General features: G+C 65.7%; 14 protein-coding genes. 2 read left to right on the plus strand and 12 right to left on the minus strand.

What is annotated here, in order from left to right; genetic code table 11:
- Window positions 1-117: 117 nt before the first annotated feature.
- Window positions 118-1089: an iron exporter MbfA gene (gene mbfA / locus IP86_RS09270; RefSeq protein WP_054162235.1), complete on the minus strand. Its 972-nt coding sequence runs from the start codon at window positions 1087-1089 to the stop codon at window positions 118-120.
- Window positions 1090-1272: 183 nt separating this feature from the next.
- Here mbfA and IP86_RS09275 point away from each other — a divergent pair, with 183 nt between their 5' ends.
- Window positions 1273-2628, plus strand: a complete 1356-nt coding sequence (locus IP86_RS09275) for an esterase-like activity of phytase family protein (RefSeq protein ID WP_054162236.1) — start codon at window positions 1273-1275, stop codon at window positions 2626-2628.
- A gap of 145 nt (window positions 2629-2773) precedes the next feature.
- On the opposite strand, the gene IP86_RS09280 is transcribed toward IP86_RS09275, so the two are convergent.
- From IP86_RS09280 to IP86_RS09295, 4 genes are all read right to left on the minus strand, one after another.
- Window positions 2774-3148, minus strand: a complete 375-nt coding sequence (locus IP86_RS09280; protein ID WP_245290579.1) for a hypothetical protein — start codon at window positions 3146-3148, stop codon at window positions 2774-2776.
- Window positions 3149-3259: 111 nt separating this feature from the next.
- On the minus strand, window positions 3260-4945 hold the full coding sequence (locus tag IP86_RS09285) for a methyl-accepting chemotaxis protein (RefSeq protein WP_054162238.1): 1686 nt from the start codon (window positions 4943-4945) through the stop codon (window positions 3260-3262).
- 215 nt (window positions 4946-5160) lie between these two features.
- Window positions 5161-6750 (minus strand): phosphoglycerate dehydrogenase, encoded by a 1590-nt coding sequence (gene serA, locus IP86_RS09290; protein ID WP_054162239.1) that lies wholly within the window; start codon window positions 6748-6750, stop codon window positions 5161-5163.
- A 204-nt stretch (window positions 6751-6954) separates the two neighbouring features.
- Window positions 6955-8127, minus strand: a complete 1173-nt coding sequence (locus IP86_RS09295; protein ID WP_054162240.1) for a phosphoserine transaminase — start codon at window positions 8125-8127, stop codon at window positions 6955-6957.
- A gap of 225 nt (window positions 8128-8352) precedes the next feature.
- On the opposite strand from IP86_RS09295, the gene IP86_RS09300 reads away from it, so the two are divergent.
- Window positions 8353-8808 (plus strand): hypothetical protein, encoded by a 456-nt coding sequence (locus IP86_RS09300; RefSeq protein ID WP_156332450.1) that lies wholly within the window; start codon window positions 8353-8355, stop codon window positions 8806-8808.
- A gap of 73 nt (window positions 8809-8881) precedes the next feature.
- Here the strand turns inward: IP86_RS09300 and IP86_RS09305 are convergent, their stop codons facing one another.
- The 7 genes from IP86_RS09305 to IP86_RS09335 form a co-directional block, all read right to left on the minus strand.
- On the minus strand, window positions 8882-9235 hold the full coding sequence (locus IP86_RS09305) for a hypothetical protein (RefSeq protein WP_054162242.1): 354 nt from the start codon (window positions 9233-9235) through the stop codon (window positions 8882-8884).
- A 121-nt stretch (window positions 9236-9356) separates the two neighbouring features.
- The gene (locus IP86_RS09310) at window positions 9357-10661 is read right to left on the minus strand and encodes a methyl-accepting chemotaxis protein (protein ID WP_054162243.1); all 1305 of its coding nucleotides are present in this window, start codon (window positions 10659-10661) and stop codon (window positions 9357-9359) included.
- Complete coding sequence (locus IP86_RS09315) at window positions 10636-11160, minus strand: PAS domain-containing protein (protein WP_054162244.1); 525 nt, start codon at window positions 11158-11160, stop codon at window positions 10636-10638. Before IP86_RS09315 ends, IP86_RS09310 begins: the two co-directional genes overlap by 26 nt.
- A gap of 317 nt (window positions 11161-11477) precedes the next feature.
- Window positions 11478-11885: a GNAT family N-acetyltransferase gene (locus IP86_RS09320; protein ID WP_082363907.1), complete on the minus strand. Its 408-nt coding sequence runs from the start codon at window positions 11883-11885 to the stop codon at window positions 11478-11480.
- A 68-nt stretch (window positions 11886-11953) separates the two neighbouring features.
- Window positions 11954-12550, minus strand: coding sequence for a glutathione S-transferase family protein (locus IP86_RS09325; RefSeq protein ID WP_054162245.1), 597 nt, complete (start codon window positions 12548-12550; stop codon window positions 11954-11956).
- A 77-nt stretch (window positions 12551-12627) separates the two neighbouring features.
- Window positions 12628-13449: an outer membrane protein gene (locus IP86_RS09330; protein ID WP_054162246.1), complete on the minus strand. Its 822-nt coding sequence runs from the start codon at window positions 13447-13449 to the stop codon at window positions 12628-12630.
- A 142-nt stretch (window positions 13450-13591) separates the two neighbouring features.
- The gene (locus IP86_RS09335) at window positions 13592-14437 is read right to left on the minus strand and encodes an outer membrane protein (RefSeq protein ID WP_197279715.1); all 846 of its coding nucleotides are present in this window, start codon (window positions 14435-14437) and stop codon (window positions 13592-13594) included.
- Between the last annotated feature and the right edge of the window lie 9 nt (window positions 14438-14446).

Here is a 14446-nt window from a genome sequence, read left to right on the forward strand (position 1 = left end):
CTTCCACAAGGCAAAGAGTCAGCGACTCGCGTCGCCCTCACCCCAGCCCTCTCCCGCAAGCGGGAGAGGGAGCGCGCGGTGCTCGGGGTGGCGCCGAATTTCGATACTAACGTGCTGCTACGCGCCGCCGATCAGAATCCCCACCGCCAGCACGATGACGCCGCCGAGCACGATCTGGAAGACGGCGTGCAGGAATGGCGTGTCCATGTACTTGGCGCGGATGTAGGCGATGGCCCAGAGCTCGATGAACACCACGAATGCCGCGATGCCGGTGGCGATCCAGAAGGCGTTGGCCCAGTGGTCGGGGACCAGATAGGGCAGCGTGTGCCCGAGGCCGCCGAGCGTCGTCATCAGGCCGCAGATGCCGCCGCGCAGCCAGGGCGAGCCGCGGCCGGTCATCGAGCCATCGTCGGACAGCGCTTCGGCAAAGCCCATCGAGATGCCGGCGCCGATCGACGCCGCAAGCCCGACCAGAAACGTCGGCCAGTTCTGATGCGTGGCGAACGCCGCGGCGAACAGCGGCGCCAGCGTCGATACCGAGCCGTCCATCAGCCCGGCGAGGCCGGGCTGGACGTATTGCAGCACGAACATGCGCCGCGCGGTGTGATCCTCGGCGCTGCGAGCGTCGGCGGTGAGGATGCGGTCGGTCAGCTGGGTGGCGCGCTGTTCGTGGCGCTTCTCGAACTCGGCGAGATCGGTCAGCAGCTTGCGGATATGGACATCGGTGGCGCGTTCGGCGGCGCGCTCGTAGAAGCGCTGCGCCTCGAACTCCATGGTCTCGGCTTCCTTGCGGATGCGGTCGAGCGGCAGATTGCGGGTCAGCCAGATCGGGCGGCGGCGGATGAAGCCCTTGACGTCCTCGCGGCGGATCGGCGGCAGGTCCGGCCCGAACCGCTCCTCGTACATCCGCAGCAGCATATGGCGGTGGCCCTTCTCCTGCTGGGCCATCTCGGTGAACACCCGGGCGGAATCGGGATAGCGCTCGGCGAGGTCCTCGGCGAAGGCGAGATAGATCCGGCTGTCCTCTTCCTCCCCGGAAATCGCCACGGCCAGGATTTCGCGCTCGCTCAGCTCGGAAAACGCCTTCATCTGCAGCCGTCCAGGGTAAATTAGAACTGTTCTAATCTCTACGCTCGCCGCCCGGCCGAGTCAAAGCCGCCTGCCCGGCCGGCATTTCGCCGCAGGGACGGTCATCAGCCCTTCACCGAACCGTCAGCCGCGTGTGATCCGGCGCCGCCACAAGTCCGCCATCGAACAAACAGGAGGCTTCCCATGCGAAAATTGCTGCTCGGTTCCGTCGCGGTGCTGGCGCTGGCGTCGTCCGGCGCGCTGGCGCAATCCGAAGGTGAATTCCCGGCGACGCTGGCCGGCCACGCCGTGCTGCCCGCCGCCAGCTTCGTCGACGCCCCGGCGGATGCGCCGGCCGACCTCAAGACCTCCGGCAAGTACACCACCGGCAAGCGCGTCACCGAGATCGGCAGCGTCGAGGGCAAGTCCAACGGCCGTCCGACCGGCCTGTCGACCCCGTTCAAGGGCCAGCCGCTGCAGGGCCATTCCGGCATCAAGACGATGCCCGACGGCAGCTTCTGGGTGCTGACCGACAACGGCTTCGGCTCGCGCTACAACTCGGCCGACTCGATGCTGTATCTCGACAACTACAAGATCGACTGGCAGAGCGGCGCGGTCGACCGCAAGCAGACCGTGTTTCTGCACGACCCGGACAAGAAGGTGCCGTTCCGCATCGTTCACGAGGACACCGACAAGCGCTACCTGACCGGTGCCGACTTCGACACCGAAGGCTTCCAGATCATCGGCGACAATTTCTGGATCGGCGATGAATTCGGTCCCTACATCCTGAAGACCGACCTCGACGGCAAGGTGCTGGCGGTTTTCGAATCGCAGGCCGATGGCAAGCCGATCAAGTCGCCCGACCATTGGTCGGTGCAGTCGCCGGGTGCGCCGGGCGCGAGCTACACCGGCGTCAACCTCAAGCGGTCCAAGGGCTATGAGGGCTTCGCCGCCTCCAAGGATGGCAAATTCCTGTACGGCCTGCTCGAAGGCCCGCTGTGGGATGCCGACAAGAAGGACTGGGAGAAGGTCGACGGCAAGGAAGCCTCGCGCATCCTCGAATTCGACGTCAAGGCCGAGAAGTTCACCGGCCGCTCCTGGAAATACGTGTTCGAGCAGAACGGCAACGCGATCGGCGACTTCAACATGATCGACGACCGCTTCGGCCTGGTGATCGAGCGCGACAACGGCGAAGGCACCAAGGACAAGGCCTGCCCCGAGGGCAAGACCGGCACCGATTGCTTCGGCGACCTCGCCAAGTTCAAGCGGGTGGTCAAGATCGAGCTCAGCGACGCCAATGTCGGCCAGCCGGTCCGCAAGGTCGGCTATATCGACCTGATGAAGATCCGCGATCCGAACAAGAAGGCCCGCAAGCCGCTGACCGACGGCGCGCTGGCGTTCCCGTTCTTCACCATCGAGAACGTCGACAAGGTCGACGATACGCACATCATCGTCGGCAACGACAACAACCTGCCGTTCTCGTCGAGCCGCGATCCGAACAAGGCCGACGACAACGAGTTCGTGCTGCTCGAAGTCGCGGACTTCCTGAAGGCGAAGTAAGCGGCGACAAAATCAGCTCCGTCATTGCGAGCACCCGGATCGGCGCTTTGCGCCGTCCGGGCACAGGCTCCGCGAAGCAATCCAGAGGCTCAGTGCACCGAGCTGGATTGCTTCGTCGCTTCGCTCCTCGCAATGACGGGTTCGCTCAAACCGCCGGCGACATCCAGCGGGACAGACGGGCGAACATGCCCGGCTGGACGAGGGGCGGCACATCGTCGGACGCGTCGCCGATGTGGCCGAGGAACTGTTCGAGGAAACGCTGGTCGCCGGTTTCGGTGACGGCGAAGTCGTCGCCACCGCTGAAAACGACGTAGTCGTAAGCCATCGGCCCGATGAACGGCAGCGTCGGCGCGCTGGCGATGTCCTTGCTGATCACGAACTCATCGGGATCGAGCCCGCGCGCGATCATCGTGCGGGTCAGCATGTTCAGGTTGCCGACGAACTCCGGTTCGAACGCAACGGTCCCTTGCAGCGATATCGGCATGCACTCCCTCTCGCTTGGCAGGCACGCCCCCAACATCGAATAGTCGCTCGGTTACCACCTCAGGTTCAAGTGTGCGCGCCTGCACGCAGGGTCACGTCTGCGCGAAGTCGGCAATGCTGCGTCGCAGCACTGCCGATCACACGCGGTTCAGGCCGCACGGACTTTCTGCAGAAACTCGTCGACCGCGGATTGCAGCGCACCCGATTGGCTGTCCAGCGCGCCGGCATGCGCCAGCAGCTGCGAGGCGGCGTCCCCGGTCGCCGAGGCGGCGGCGCTGACGCCGCTGATGTGGCCGCTGATCTCGCTCGACCCCGCCGCGACCGACTGGATGTTGCGGGCGATATCGCGCGTCGCCGCGCCCTGCTGTTCGACCGCCGACGAGATCGCCATGGTGATCTCGCTCATCTGCCCGATGGTCGAGGTGATGCCGCTGATCGATTGCACCGCGTTGGAGGTCGACGACTGCATCGCCGAGACCTGCGCCGAGATCTCCTCGGTTGCCTTGGCGGTCTGGCTGGCCAGCGCCTTCACTTCGCTCGCCACCACGGCGAAGCCGCGGCCCGACTCCCCTGCCCGCGCCGCCTCGATGGTGGCGTTGAGCGCCAGCAGATTGGTCTGCGACGCGATCGAATGGATCAGCTGCACGACCTCGCCGATCTTCTCGGCGCTGACCGACAGCTGCCGCACGGTGTCGTTGGTATGCTCGGCATCGCTGACCGCCTTGCCGGCGATGGCGCGGGACTGTTCGACCTGGCGGGAAATCTCCTGCACCGAGGCTGATAGTTCTTCCGACGCCGACGCCACGGTGCCGACCATGCCGGCCGAGGCATCCGAGGCGGCGCCGACCGCCGACGCGCGCGAACTGGCGTCCGACGCGGTCGTGGTCATCGACTGCGCGGTCGCCTGCAGCTGGTGCGTCGCGTCGGCGACGCTGTGCACCACGCCCTTGACGCTGCGCTCGAAATCGTCGGCGATGCTCTGCATCAGCGCCCGCCGCTCCGCCGCCGTGCGCTGCTGGAGCTCATGCTCCTGCTGCTCGAGGCCGCGGATGCGCAGTGCATTGTCCTTGAACACCTGGACGGTCTTGGCCATTTCGCCGACTTCGTCGCCGCGTTCGATGCCGGGAATCGGCTCGTCGAGCTGGCCGCCGGCGAGCGACTGCATCCGGGCGCCGAGCCGGCCGAGCGGACGAGTGATGCTGCGCGAGATCAGCAGCGCGAACAGGCCGGCGATCAGTGCGATCGCCAGCACCGAGACGCCGAGCGTCCAGAAGATCGGCCGCAGCTTGGCGTCGATATCGTCGAGGTAAGCGCCGGTGCCGACGAACATGTTCCAGCCCGGGATCGCCACGCCGTAGGAGATCTTGCGGATGTTCTCGTCGGTGCCGGGTCGGCGGAAGTCGTAATGCAGCGTCACGTCGCCCTTGGCGGCGACGCCGTCGCGCAGCTCGCGCACCAGATAGCGGTCGCCGGTCGGCGTGTTCATGCGGTTGGTGCCGATCGCCTTCTTGTCCGGCGTCGCGATGGTCAGGCCGTCCATGGTATAGGCGAACAGATAGCCCTGGCCGTTGTCGTAGGTCAGCATGCTGGCGTCGCGCGCGAACTGGGCGAGCGCCGCCTCCCTGGTAAGCTCTCCCGCATCGACCTGCTTCTGCAGCCCGAGCGCCAGATTGCGGCCCATCTCGGCGATCGCCTTGGTCTGCTCGAACCGCGCGGTCAGCATTTCGCGCTTCATCATGTAGCCGGCGAACAGGCCGGCGATGCATAGGCCGAGCAGCGTCCCGCCGATCAGCAGGCCGAGCTTGGGGGTGATGCGGAGATTGGAGAATTTCAACGAAGCCTCCCGAAGGTACCAGCATGCGCCACAGACCGGGGCGCGAATTGAGCGCTCTGTACAACTACGGGGAAAATGTTCCCGGACCGTTACTGCAGCGCAGCGACCTGTCGGGACATGACCGGACAGACGGCACAAAAAAATCCCTCCCCGGATGGGGAGGGATCTGGACGTTCGGTGGCACGGCTGCTGTGGAAGCAGGTCGCCGGCGCAGATTAGAATACCAGCGCCTTGGCCTGCTTCACCTGCGGCAGCGCCTGGACCTTGGCGATGACGTCGTCCGGAGCCGGACCGTCGATCTCGACCAGCGCGATGGCGTCGCCGCCCTGGCTGTGACGACCGAGGTTGAAGGTCGCGATGTTGACCTTGGCGTCGCCGAGCAGGCTGGCGAACTTGCCGATGAAGCCCGGCTTGTCCTCGTTGGTGACGTAGATCATCGACTTGCCGAACTCGGCGTCGACGCGGATGCCCTTGATGTCGACCAGGCGCGGCTTGCCGTCGGCATAGACGGTGCCGGAGACCGAGCGTTCCTGCTTCTCGGTGGTCACCGTCAGGGTGATCAGGCTCTCGTAGTCGCTCTCGGCGGCGCGGACGACTTCGTCCACCACCATGCCGCGCTCCTTGGCGATCACCGGCGCCGACACGACGTTGATGTCGCCCAGCATCGGACGCAGCAGACCCGACAGCACCGCCGAGGTCAGCGCCTTGATCTTCATCTCGGCGACCTGGCCCTCGTAGGTAATCGTGACCTTGGTGATGCCGGTCTCGGTGAGCTGGCCGGCGAAGGAGCCGAGCTTCTCGGCGAGCTCGATGAACGGCTTCAGCTTCGGCGCTTCCTCGGCGGTGATCGACGGGAAGTTGACGGCGTTGGTGATGGCGCCGCTGAGTAGGTAGTCGCTCATCTGCTCGGCGACCTGCAGCGCGACATTCTCCTGCGCTTCGGTGGTCGAGGCGCCGAGATGCGGGGTGCAGATCACGTTGGGCAGGCCGAACAGCACGTTCGAGGTCGCCGGCTCCTCGGAGAACACGTCGAACGCCGCGCCGGCAACCTGGCCGGACTTCAGGGCCTCAGCGAGCGCATTCTCGTCGACCAGACCGCCGCGGGCGCAATTGATGATGCGCACGCCCTTCTTCATCTTGGCGATCGCGGCCGCGTCGATGATGTTCTTGGTCTTGTCGGTGAGCGGGGTGTGCAGCGTGATGAAGTCGGCGCGCTTGAAGATGTCCTCGAGCTCGACCTTCTCGACGCCGATGTCCTTGGCGCGCTCCGGCGACAGGAACGGATCGAACGCGATCACCTTCATCTTCAGGCCGAGGGCGCGGTCGGCGACGATCGAGCCGATGTTGCCGCAGCCGATCACGCCGAGCGTCTTGGCGGTGATCTCGACGCCCATGAAGCGGTTCTTCTCCCACTTGCCGGCCTGGGTCGAGGCGTCGGCGGCGGGGATCTCGCGGGCCAGCGACAGCATCATGGTGATGGCGTGCTCGGCGGTGGTGATCGAATTGCCGAACGGCGTGTTCATCACGATGATGCCCTTGGCGGTCGCCGCGGGAATCTCGACGTTGTCGACGCCGATGCCGGCACGGCCGATCACCTTGAGCTTGGCGGCCTTCTCGAGAATCTTCGCGGTCGCCTTGGTGGCGGAGCGGATCGCGAGGCCGTCGTAATTGCCGATGATCTCGGCGAGCTTCTCTTTGTCTTTGCCCAGCGCCGGCTGGAAATCGACGTCGATGCCGCGATCCTTGAAGATCTGCACGGCGGCTTCCGACAGCGCGTCGGAAATGAGGACTTTGGGAGCGGTCATGGGATGTGATCCTGATGATCTTGGAAAAGGGAAAGCGGTCCAACGAGTCGCGGCGCGCTCCCTCGCCGCGCTCTTGCGGGGAGAGGGTTGGGGTGAGGGGCTGCTGAGTCCGCGTTGTGCGGAAGCGCCCCCTCACCCGACCCAGCTACGCTGCGCTCCGCCGGGTCGACCTCTCCCCGCAAGCGGGGAGAGGTTGGGAGGCGATCAAGCCGCCTGAGACAGCGAGGCCTTGGTGGTCTCGAACGCGTAGTCCAGCCACTGCGTCAGGGTGGCGACGTCGGCGGCTTCGACCGTGGCGCCGCACCAGATGCGCAGGCCAGCGGGGGCGTCGCGATAAGCGCCGAGGTCGTAGCCGGCGCCTTCCTTCTCGACCACCGCGACCAGCTTCTTGGCGAAGTCGGCCTGGGCTTCGGCGGAGAGCGACGTAATCGCCGGATCGACCACCTTGAGGCAGACCGAGGTGTTCGAGCGGATCGCCGGATCGGCGGCCAGGAAGTCGGCCCACTTGGCCTTCGCCTGCCAGTCGCTCAGCACCTTGGTGTTGGCGTCGGCACGGGCGATCAGGCCCTTGAGGCCGCCCACCGACTTCGCCCAGTTCAGCGCGTCGATGTAGTCCTCGACGCACAGCATCGACGGGGTGTTGATGGTCTCGCCTTGGAAAATGCCCTCGATCAGCTTGCCGCCCTTGGTGAGGCGGAAGATTTTTGGCATCGGCCAGGTCGGCGTGTAGCTCTCGAGGCGAGCAACGGCGCGCGGGCTGAGGATCAGCATGCCGTGTGCGGCTTCGCCGCCGAGCGCCTTCTGCCAGGAGAAGGTGACGACATCGAGCTTCGGCCAGTCGAGCGGCTGCGCGAAGGCGGCCGAGGTGGCGTCGCAGATGGTCAGACCTTCACGGTCGGCCGCGATCCAGTCGGCGTTCGGAACGCGCACGCCGGAGGTGGTGCCGTTCCAGGTGAACACGACGTCGGTGTTGCAATCGACCTTGGAGAGGTCGGGAATTTCGCCGTAACCAGCCTTGAGCTTGGTGACGTTGGGGAGCTTCAGCTCCTTGGTGACGTCGCCGACCCAGCCGTCGCCGAACGATTCCCAGGCGAGCGTGGTGACGGGACGCGGCCCGAGCAGCGACCACAGCGCCATCTCGACGGCGCCGGTATCTGAAGCGGGGACAATGCCGATCTTGTAGTCGGCGGGGACCTCAAGCACTTCGCGGGTCAGATCGATCGCGAGCTTGAGCTTGGCCTTGCCGACCTTCGCGCGATGCGAGCGGCCGAGCGGGGCGTCCTTGAGATTTTCGGGGGACCAGCCGGGGCGCTTCGCGCAGGGGCCGGAGGAGAATTGCGGCGCATTCGGCCGCGAAGCGGGCTTCGCTACAGTCATAGTCTATCCTTCCAGATAGCTGCCTCTCGGTGGGGAGAGGTTTCCCGCCGCTGGGGATAGTCCTTTGGGCTCGAAAGTCAAGGAGATCGAACTCCGGAAGATGCCGGACACGGGCATGCCTCGCCCTAGCCGATTGCTGGATCCGGATCGCCCTCTTCCGGGCTGAGAAGCGCGGGCGGACTGTGACAAATACGTGGCAGCCAATTGCTCAGCAGCACCACCCGCATGACCTCATCACTCAAGATCGCGACGCGTCATGCAAAACGGGCGGTGATTTCTCACCGCCCGTTTTGCCGCGTTGTTAGTTGTTACCGGCTAGAGCCGGTTCCGCTCGGGGCGCCGGCGGCACCCGAGCCGGTGGTCGCGCCCGAGGCGGCGCCGCCGCTGGCAGACGATCCGGGGGGTGCCGTAACCGAGCCGGCGTTCGATGCGCCGCCGGGCGTCGCGCCTTGCGACGCGGACTCGCCGCCCGCCTTGCTGGGTGAATTCAACGTCGACGTGCCGTTGCTGTTTTGCGCCGATGCGACGGCGGTGGAAGCCAGTAGCGCGGCTGCGATGACGGCGGACATTCCGAGCTTGGATGACATTCGATACTCCTTCGAGTTGCATGCGATACTAATCCGGCAGCAAGAGCACCGTTCCGTACGGGGAGGCGGCAATGCGTCACGCAGCGAGACTTGAATTATTGCGCCGCAACGCGCGCAGCAAAACGGCCGCTCAGGCGGCCGTCTGCTTATTAGTTCCGACGAGCTTGTTACTTGCCGACCGGCCCCGGAAAGCCGGGTGAAGCCGGATTATCTCCGGGCAGCCCGCTCGGCGACGCACCGGTGCCGATGCTGCCTGGCGATGTGGTGTTCGGAACGCCGGGCTGATTGATGCCGGGGCTGTTGAGGTTAGAACCCGTGGTGGTTCCGGTGACGCCGGTTCCGGTCGCGGTGGTGCTGGAGCCGCCGGGCGCGGCGCTGATCCCGGCGCTGCCGGGGCTTTGCGCGCCGGTGGTCGGATCGACCGCGACTCCCGATGAGCCGGGGGTCGCCGTCTGTGCGTGAGCCGCGGACGCCGCGAGCAGCGTCGCGGCAATCAACGTCGTGCTGGATAGCAGGCGCATGGTGCATCTCTCGTGTGTTGCACGGGACCAACCAAAGCCCGTCGCAGCCGTTCCGCTCGGCAGCGTCACGGAATGTCGCGGCGCGCAGCCAGCGCGGCGCGCCACGCCGGGGCCGGGCCGATCACGCGACCTTGGCGATGAACTGCCGGACTTCGCTGCGGAGGGTCTCGACCTCGTGAGCGATCTTGCCCGACGCGTCGTTGACGCGCGAGGCGATGCGGCCGGTGTCGTCCGCGGCCTGGCTGATCCCGGAGATGTTGCTCGACACCTCACTGGTTCCGCTCGACGCCTGCTGGACGTTGCGGGCGATCTCCCGCGTCGCAGCGCCCTGCTGTTCCATCGCCGCCGCGATCGTGTTCGAGACGTCGCTGATCTCGCTGATGCGGCGACTGATCGCCTCCACCGCCTGCACCGATTGCTCGGTGATCTGCTGAACGTCGGAAATCGCCGCGGCGATCTCGTCGGTCGCCTTGGCGGTCTGGCTCGCCAGCGTCTTGACCTCGGAGGCCACCACCGCAAATCCCTTGCCGGACTCGCCGGCGCGGGCCGCTTCGATCGTGGCGTTGAGCGCCAGCAGATTGGTCTGCGCCGCGACCGCGTTGATGAGTTTGATCACGTCGCCGATCCGCTGCGCGGCATCGGCGAGGTTGCGGATCTTCTCGTTGGTCTGCTGCGCCTCCTCGACCGCATGATGCGTCGCGGTCGACGACAGCGTCACCTGCCGGGTGATCTCGACGATGGAGGCGGTGAGCTCCTCGGTCGCGCTCGCGACGCTTTGCACGTTGGCGGAGGCTTCCGACGACCCTGCGGCGACGCCGCTCGATTGCCGGCTAGTTTCTTCGGCGGCCGCGGCCATCGCGGAGGAGTCCGACCTCAGCTCCACCGCGGCGTCGGCGAGCGCCCCGGCGACGCGATCCATGCTCGACGCGAAGCTTTGCGCCTGCGCGGCGGTTTCGCGCACGCGCCGATCCATCGAGTCGGTGCCGCCGTTGATGACGTCGGCAGCGATGCGGAACGAGCCCGGCAGGCCGCGCGTCAGCACCTTGCGGAAACACTTGCCGTGAGACGCATATTCCATCGACGCGGAGGCTTCGCGGACGAAAGCGTCGACGATGTCGAGCGCATCGTTGATGCCGGCCTGCGCCCGCCCGATTTCACCACCGTCGCGGCGGCCCATGACGCGGGCTTCGAGCTCGCCGCGCTTCGCGCTCTCGCAGACCTCCGCGGTTTCGCGGATCGCGGCCGACGCCCGCGCCGTCAGCCAGATCGCGACGCCGACCAACAGCACGGCCGGCAGCATCGCCAGCGCTTCCGAAACCAGCCCGATCGGCCCCAGCGCAAGCCGCAGCGCACCGACCGCGACGATCGCCGCCAGTGCGCCGAACAGGGCGAACAGAGCCTTAGACAGCGAAGATGAATTCGTCATAACCCTGGCCCTGCTGCTTCAGCATATCGGTCAACATCGCGTAGCCGCTCATCATGCCGTCCTTGGCATTGCGGTGGCGGTTCTCCTCCTCGCGGATCTGCGCGTAGAGCGGCTGGATCTTCGCGAGCTGAGCCCCCGTCGGCTTGCGGCGATTGGAATGGAAGCCGACGATGTTGCGCTGTGCATCCAGCGTCGGGGTGACGTGCGCGAACACCCAGTAATGATCGCCGTCGCGCGCCATGTTCACCACATAGGCGAAGATTTCCTTCTTCTCCTGGATGGTGTCCCACAGCAGCTTGAAGATGGTGCGCGGCATGTCCGGGTGGCGGATCATGCTGTGCGGCGCACCGATCACCTCGTCGCGCGGATATTTCGAAAGCCTGATGAAAACGTCGTTGGCGTAAGTGATGTGCCCTTTGAGATTGGTCTTCGAAACGATCAGTTCTTCCTCGCCGAACGGGCATTCGACCCCCGTCGGCCTGATCTGCGGCCTGGCCATATAGAATTTCCTCAGGCAGGAGCGAGAGCGGGGAGCTCTCGACGTGGGTGATATTCTCCAGTCCATTCAATGCGACGAATATGAACGCTGTGAATTACTGCGGTCTTAAGGACGCGCTCCGTAACTCTACCAGTATTGATCGAAATAATTCCTTCTGCAGCCTGCAGCCCCGCGGAGCATCGCAAGCCCGCACCCCACGCGTTGCGGCGGTGATGTTTCCCTTGCGGCGCAATCGCTCTGCACGACGCGACGCCTGATCAGCCGCGGGCCGCATGGAGCAAGACGTCGGCAGTCGAACCGCCCGCGCGAAATCGCGGTTATTCGAATCGAATCGTCATCCCAACATGACTCGGCGCAAAGCCGAGCCGCGCGTAGAAGCGCTGAGCGTCGACGCGGCTGTTGTGGGTGAACAACTCGACCAGCCGGCATCCCTGCTGCCGGGCCTCCGCCAGCGCCCAGCGCACCAGCAATTCGCCGATGCCGCGGCTGCGACAGTCGGCGGCGACGCGCACGTCTTCGATCACGCCGCGCGAAGCGCCCTGCGAACTCAGGCCCGGCAACACCGCGAGCTGCAGACAGCCGACCACGCGGCCGGATCTGGTCTCGGCCACCATTATCTGGATCGGGGACGCGGCGGCCATCGCGTCGAACGCCACGTAGTAGGATTCCGGCAGCGGGTCCTCGACCCGCTCGCGGCCGCGGCCGAGATGATCGTCCGCCAGCATCGCGACGATGACCGGAACATCCTCACGCCGCGCCGGGCGGAGCGAGATCTCGCGCTCGCCGACCACGGTCACGCGCCGCCGACCGGCGGCAGGCCGAGCGCGTGCTCTGCGCTTCCGATCCAGCGTCGCACCGCCGGATAGTCCTGAAGCGAGAAGCCACCTTCGGGAGCGAGCCGCGTATAGGCCAGCAATGCGACGTCCGCCAGCGTGCAGCGCTCGCCGACCAGAAACGTCGAGCCCGCCAGATGCCGCTGCATCAGCGCCAGCGCAGCGTGACCGCGCTTGACGCGGTCGGCGTCGAGCGCCGAGGCCGGCTTGCCGAGATACACCATCTGATAGCGACACACGGCGATATAGGGTTCGTGGCTGTACTGCTCCCAGAACAACCACTCGTCCATCTTGGCCGCCAGATAGGGATCAGCCGGGATCAGATCGCTGTCCCGCGCCAGGTAGCGGATGATCGCATTGGACTGCGCCAGCGCGCGGCCGTCGCTCAGCACCACGACCGGGACCTGCCCGGCCGGATTGAGGGCGAGAAATTGCGGCGTCCGGGTCTCGCCCTTGAGCGTGTCGACGGCGATCCACTCATAGGGCAGCGACAGCGCATCGCACACCCACTTCACCTTCAGGCAATTGCCCGAATTGAGATCACCGTAAATCCGCATTGCCCTGCCCCATCATCGATGCGGACAGTCGATCAGGCGGCGGTCGCGACGTCAATCGACGCGGCGATCAGCGGCGCTCAGAATTTGTAGCCGACGCCGCCGCGCACCGTGGAGACCGCCGTGTTGATCGGCGCCGCGAACTTCTGGTACTCCCACTCGGCGCGCAGGAACAGCCCGCGATACAGCATCATGTCCATGCCGAGGCCGGCCGAATAGCCGTAGATGAAGTGGCTGTTCATCTGCTCTGTCTTGTTGTAGGCGAAGTTGATGGTCTGGAAGCCGGGTGCAGCGTTGGCATTGACCGCGGTGCCGGAGATCGATGCCGACCTGATGATGTCCGCCTGCCCGAGCGCGATGCCGCCGAAGGCATAAGGCAGGAAGCTGCCGATCGCCCAGCCGGCGCGAGCGCGGACCGAGCCGACATCCTTCACCTGCATATTGGCGCTCGCCCTGTAGGTCACGCCGTTGGTGTAGCCGTCGGAGGTGGTGAAGCTGCGTCCCATCGAGCCGGAATCCGAGCCGCCGAAATTGCCGTGCATGTAATTGGCTTCGAGGCCGAGGATCACATCGTCCCATTGCCAGTTGTAGCCGACGAAGCCGCCGTAACCGCTGCCCTGCGCCGAGCGCTTGCCGAGCACCGGCCACTGCGACACCTGGTATTCGTTCTCGATCGTGGTCAGCGCCATCATGCGCGAGGCGATATTGGACGTCGAATTGGTGAAATCCATGTCGGACGTGCCGTAGCCGCCCTGACCGCCGACGTAGAAGCCCTGCCAATTGACGACCCCGGGCGGCGTCTCGACCATCGCGCCGCGTAGCGCGCCGAATTCCGGCATGTCGGCCGCGTGCGCGCCGTGCGCCGCCACCACCATCACCGCTGCTACCAGAATTCCACGCATCGCAACGCTCCTCGACCAAACCGGTACGCCGCAATCATCGCGTGTTAACCTTAATCAATCCTTGTCGCCGCCCTCGCCGAGCAAAACAAAACGGCGCGGGAAGCTCCCGCGCCGTTAGGATAGGTAAACGTCGTGAGGGCGATCAGCCCTTGCGCATCAGCGGCGGCGGCGCCGCGTAGACCGGGCCGGAGTCGATATTCCAACGCACGCCGAGCTTCACGTCGTGCGAGGTGATATCCTTGAACTTGAAGGTGTTGTTAGTCGTCGCGCCGGTGAAGTCGGAGAGCACGCCGGTGTAGCCGTCGCCGAGATTGAGGTAGCTGTAGGCCAGTTCCAGCGTCAGGTTCGGATTGACCTTGTAGGCGAGACCTGTGTGCAGCGCCCAGGCCAGATTCCACTTCGAGGCCGTCGGCGCGCTGGCGAAGCTGGTGGTCGAGAACGGCAGGTTGTTGATGCCGGTGTCGGTGAAGTTCGCCATCGTCACCCGCGCGGCGCCGACGCCGGCGCCGATGAACGGCGTCACGCACCACCAGGTGCCGAGATCGACGTAGCCGTTGGCCATCACCAGCCATTCGGACTTGCTGGCCCCGTAATTGTCGATGCCGTTGTAGGGCGTGCCGAAGGACGTGCCGGTGAACCGGTCGGTGCCCTTGAAGTTGGAGTTGCCGCGATACTGGCCGACGAGGTCGGCGCGGAACCAGCTGTTGAACTGATAGCCGACGCCGAGACCGTAGATGCCGGCCGCATCGAACGAGGTCTGCTGATCGAACGAGGTGAGCTGCGAATAGGCCGAGTCGCGACCGTAGCGCAGATCCTTGACCTTCTGGTTGCTGAACCCGATGTCGCCGCGCAGGTACCAGCCGCCGAAATCCTCAGCCGGGGGCGGCGCATAGGCGGGCGGCGGGGCAATCGGCATATCGGCCGCCATCGCGGTCGAGGCAATCAGCGAAGCCGCGCCGGCGGCCATCATCATCTTCACGCTACGCATTGGCTTCGT

The organism is Rhodopseudomonas sp. AAP120 (genome assembly GCF_001295845.1).
Taxonomy (GTDB): domain Bacteria; phylum Pseudomonadota; class Alphaproteobacteria; order Rhizobiales; family Xanthobacteraceae; genus Rhodopseudomonas.

Excerpts from the sequence above, each read along its gene's own strand:
- mbfA (WP_054162235.1), bottom strand. The coding sequence starts at position 1,089 with ATGAAGGCGTTTTCCGAGCTGAGCGAGCGCGAAATCCTGGCCGTGGCG.
- IP86_RS09275 (WP_054162236.1), top strand. The coding sequence starts at position 1,273 with ATGCGAAAATTGCTGCTCGGTTCCGTCGCGGTGCTGGCGCTGGCGTCG.
- IP86_RS09280 (WP_245290579.1), bottom strand. The coding sequence starts at position 3,148 with ATGTTGGGGGCGTGCCTGCCAAGCGAGAGGGAGTGCATGCCGATATCG.
- serA (WP_054162239.1), bottom strand. The coding sequence starts at position 6,750 with ATGACCGCTCCCAAAGTCCTCATTTCCGACGCGCTGTCGGAAGCCGCC.
- IP86_RS09295 (WP_054162240.1), bottom strand. The coding sequence starts at position 8,127 with ATGACTGTAGCGAAGCCCGCTTCGCGGCCGAATGCGCCGCAATTCTCC.
- IP86_RS09300 (WP_156332450.1), top strand. The coding sequence starts at position 8,353 with ATGACCTCATCACTCAAGATCGCGACGCGTCATGCAAAACGGGCGGTG.
- IP86_RS09305 (WP_054162242.1), bottom strand. The coding sequence starts at position 9,235 with ATGCGCCTGCTATCCAGCACGACGTTGATTGCCGCGACGCTGCTCGCG.
- IP86_RS09310 (WP_054162243.1), bottom strand. The coding sequence starts at position 10,661 with ATGACGAATTCATCTTCGCTGTCTAAGGCTCTGTTCGCCCTGTTCGGC.
- IP86_RS09315 (WP_054162244.1), bottom strand. The coding sequence starts at position 11,160 with ATGGCCAGGCCGCAGATCAGGCCGACGGGGGTCGAATGCCCGTTCGGC.
- IP86_RS09320 (WP_082363907.1), bottom strand. The coding sequence starts at position 11,885 with ATGCTGGCGGACGATCATCTCGGCCGCGGCCGCGAGCGGGTCGAGGAC.
- IP86_RS09325 (WP_054162245.1), bottom strand. The coding sequence starts at position 12,550 with ATGCGGATTTACGGTGATCTCAATTCGGGCAATTGCCTGAAGGTGAAG.
- IP86_RS09330 (WP_054162246.1), bottom strand. The coding sequence starts at position 13,449 with ATGCGTGGAATTCTGGTAGCAGCGGTGATGGTGGTGGCGGCGCACGGC.
- IP86_RS09335 (WP_197279715.1), bottom strand. The coding sequence starts at position 14,437 with ATGCGTAGCGTGAAGATGATGATGGCCGCCGGCGCGGCTTCGCTGATT.